The 3,115-nt window shown below is 39.0% G+C and carries 3 protein-coding genes and 2 pseudogenes; 3 read left to right on the top strand and 2 right to left on the bottom strand.

Annotated elements, in window-relative coordinates:
- Window positions 1-217, top strand: a pseudogene (locus QTO00_RS17215) (IS4 family transposase); the annotation flags it as partial.
- 9 nt (window positions 218-226) lie between these two features.
- Here the strand turns inward: QTO00_RS17215 and QTO00_RS17220 are convergent.
- Window positions 227-643, bottom strand: a complete 417-nt coding sequence (locus QTO00_RS17220) for a helix-turn-helix domain-containing protein (protein WP_000275180.1) — start codon at window positions 641-643, stop codon at window positions 227-229.
- An 87-nt stretch (window positions 644-730) separates the two neighbouring features.
- On the opposite strand from QTO00_RS17220, the gene tetC reads away from it, so the two are divergent.
- Window positions 731-1,324, top strand: a complete 594-nt coding sequence (tetC, locus tag QTO00_RS17225; RefSeq protein WP_000428546.1) for a tetracyline resistance-associated transcriptional repressor TetC — start codon at window positions 731-733, stop codon at window positions 1,322-1,324.
- 112 nt (window positions 1,325-1,436) lie between these two features.
- Here the strand turns inward: tetC and tet(B) are convergent, their stop codons facing one another.
- A complete protein-coding gene (tet(B), locus tag QTO00_RS17230; RefSeq protein ID WP_010446567.1) occupies window positions 1,437-2,642 on the bottom strand; it encodes a tetracycline efflux MFS transporter Tet(B) in 1,206 nt (401 codons plus the stop codon).
- An 81-nt stretch (window positions 2,643-2,723) separates the two neighbouring features.
- Here tet(B) and tetR(B) point away from each other — a divergent pair.
- Window positions 2,724-3,115, top strand: a pseudogene (gene tetR(B), locus QTO00_RS17235) (tetracycline resistance transcriptional repressor TetR(B)); the annotation flags it as partial.

Genomic DNA, 3,115 nt, shown 5'->3' on the forward strand with positions numbered 1-3,115 from the left:
ATGTTGGCTTGCGGGCGTTCATGCTCAGAAACAAGGTTGGGACAAGCACTTCCAGGCTAACACAGTCAGAAATCGAAACGTACTCTCAACAGTTCGCTTAGGCATGGAAGTTTTGCGGCATTCTGGCTACACAATAACAAGGGAAGACTTACTCGTGGCTGCAACCCTACTAGCTCAAAATTTATTCACACATGGTTACGCTTTGGGGAAATTATGAGGGGATCTCTCAGTGCATTGCCTCCAATTCCCATAATTTATTACGCCGATAATAACTTGGTGTAACCTTAAAAATGTACTTAAATCGACGTGTAAAAGATTGTTGGGAATCAAATTGATATTTTAATGCGATCTCAAGGATAGTTTTTTTCGTCAACCTCAACTCAACAGCCGCTTTCGTCAAACGACGAGCACGAATATAGCTAGCCAGTGTGACCCCTGTTACTTTTTTGAACAGCCGCTGAAAATACCACTTGGTATAACCCGCTTTATTCGCCACATCATCAAGCAGTAAAGACTGATCTAAATTATGTTCAATCCATAATAGAACATCTTTGATAACCGTTGTATGAAACTGCTTATCATCATATCTTAATTGGATGTTATTAGCTTTATTTTGATAGCGAGAATGCTGTTCAATATACATAAAATAACCTAAATGTTCTTAAGATTGTCACGACCACATCATCATGATACCATAAACATACTGACGGTATGTTATTTTAAATCTATCATGGAAAATAAAAACCATCAACAAGAAAATTTTAAGAGTACCTATCAATCACTGGTTAACTCAGCACGAATATTGTTTGTTGAAAAAGGCTATCAAGCTGTTTCAATAGATGAGATCTCGGGAAAAGCGTTGGTGACCAAAGGTGCCTTTTATCATCACTTTAAAAATAAAAAACAATTACTCAGTGCCTGTTATAAGCAGCAATTAATTATGATTGATGCCTACATCACAACAAAAACTGATTTAACAAATGGTTGGTCTGCCTTAGAAAGTATATTTGAACATTATCTTGATTATATTATTGATAATAATAAAAACCTTATCCCTATCCAAGAAGTGATGCCTATCATTGGTTGGAATGAACTTGAAAAAATTAGCCTTGAATACATTACTGGTAAGGTAAACGCCATTGTCAGCAAATTGATCCAAGAGAACCAACTTAAAGCTTATGATGATGATGTGCTTAAAAACTTACTCAATGGCTGGTTTATGCATATCGCAATACATGCGAAAAACCTAAAAGAGCTTGCCGATAAAAAAGGCCAATTTATTGCTATTTACCGCGGCTTTTTATTGAGCTTGAAAGATAAATAAAATAGATAGGTTTTATTTGAAGCTAAATCTTCTTTATCGTAAAAAATGCCCTCTTGGGTTATCAAGAGGGTCATTATATTTCGCGGAATAACATCATTTGGTGACGAAATAACTAAGCACTTGTCTCCTGTTTACTCCCCTGAGCTTGAGGGGTTAACATGAAGGTCATCGATAGCAGGATAATAATACAGTAAAACGCTAAACCAATAATCCAAATCCAGCCATCCCAAATTGGTAGTGAATGATTATAAATAACAGCAAACAGTAATGGGCCAATAACACCGGTTGCATTGTTAAGGCTCACCAATAATCCCTGTAAAGCACCTTGCTGATGACTCTTTGTTTGGATAGACATCACTCCCTGTAATGCAGGTAAAGCGATCCCACCACCAGCCAATAAAATTAAAACAGGGAAAACTAACCAACCTTCAGATATAAACGCTAAAAAGGCAAATGCACTACTATCTGCAATAAATCCGAGCAGTACTGCCGTTTTTTCGCCCCATTTAGTGGCTATTCTTCCTGCCACAAAGGCTTGGAATACTGAGTGTAAAAGACCAAGACCCGCTAATGAAAAGCCAACCATCATGCTATTCCATCCAAAACGATTTTCGGTAAATAGCACCCACACCGTTGCGGGAATTTGGCCTATCAATTGCGCTGAAAAATAAATAATCAACAAAATGGGCATCGTTTTAAATAAAGTGATGTATACCGAATTCGATTGCGTCTCAACCCCTACTTCGGTATCTGTATTATCACGTGTATTTTTGGTTTCACGGAACCAAAACATAACCACAAGGAAAGTGACAATATTTAGCAACGCAGCGATAAAAAAGGGACTATGCGGTGAAATCTCTCCTGCAAAACCACCAATAATAGGCCCCGCTATTAAACCAAGCCCAAAACTTGCCCCTAACCAACCGAACCACTTCACGCGTTGAGAAGCTGAGGTGGTATCGGCAATGACCGATGCCGCGACAGCCCCAGTAGCTCCTGTGATCCCTGAAAGCAAACGGCCTAAATACAGCATCCAAAGCGCACTTGAAAAAGCCAGCAATAAGTAATCCAGCGATGCGCCTATTAATGACAACAACAGCACTGGGCGCCGACCAAATCGGTCAGACATTTTTCCAAGCCAAGGAGCAAAGATAACCTGCATTAACGCATAAAGTGCAAGCAATACGCCAAAGTGGTTAGCGATATCTTCCGAAGCAATAAATTCACGTAATAACGTTGGCAAGACTGGCATGATAAGGCCAATCCCCATGGCATCGAGTAACGTAATTACCAATGCGATCTTTGTCGAACTATTCATTTCACTTTTCTCTATCACTGATAGGGAGTGGTAAAATAACTCTATCAATGATAGAGTGTCAACAAAAATTAGGAATTAATGATGTCTAGATTAGATAAAAGTAAAGTGATTAACAGCGCATTAGAGCTGCTTAATGAGGTCGGAATCGAAGGTTTAACAACCCGTAAACTCGCCCAGAAGCTAGGTGTAGAGCAGCCTACATTGTATTGGCATGTAAAAAATAAGCGGGCTTTGCTCGACGCCTTAGCCATTGAGATGTTAGATAGGCACCATACTCACTTTTGCCCTTTAGAAGGGGAAAGCTGGCAAGATTTTTTACGTAATAACGCTAAAAGTTTTAGATGTGCTTTACTAAGTCATCGCGATGGAGCAAAAGTACATTTAGGTACACGGCCTACAGAAAAACAGTATGAAACTCTCGAAAATCAATTAGCCTTTTTATGCCAACAAGGTTTTTCACTAGAGAATGCATT

The sequence above is a fragment of the Vibrio sp. M260118 genome, assembly GCF_036533755.1.
In the GTDB taxonomy this organism is placed as follows: Bacteria; Pseudomonadota; Gammaproteobacteria; order Enterobacterales; family Vibrionaceae; genus Vibrio.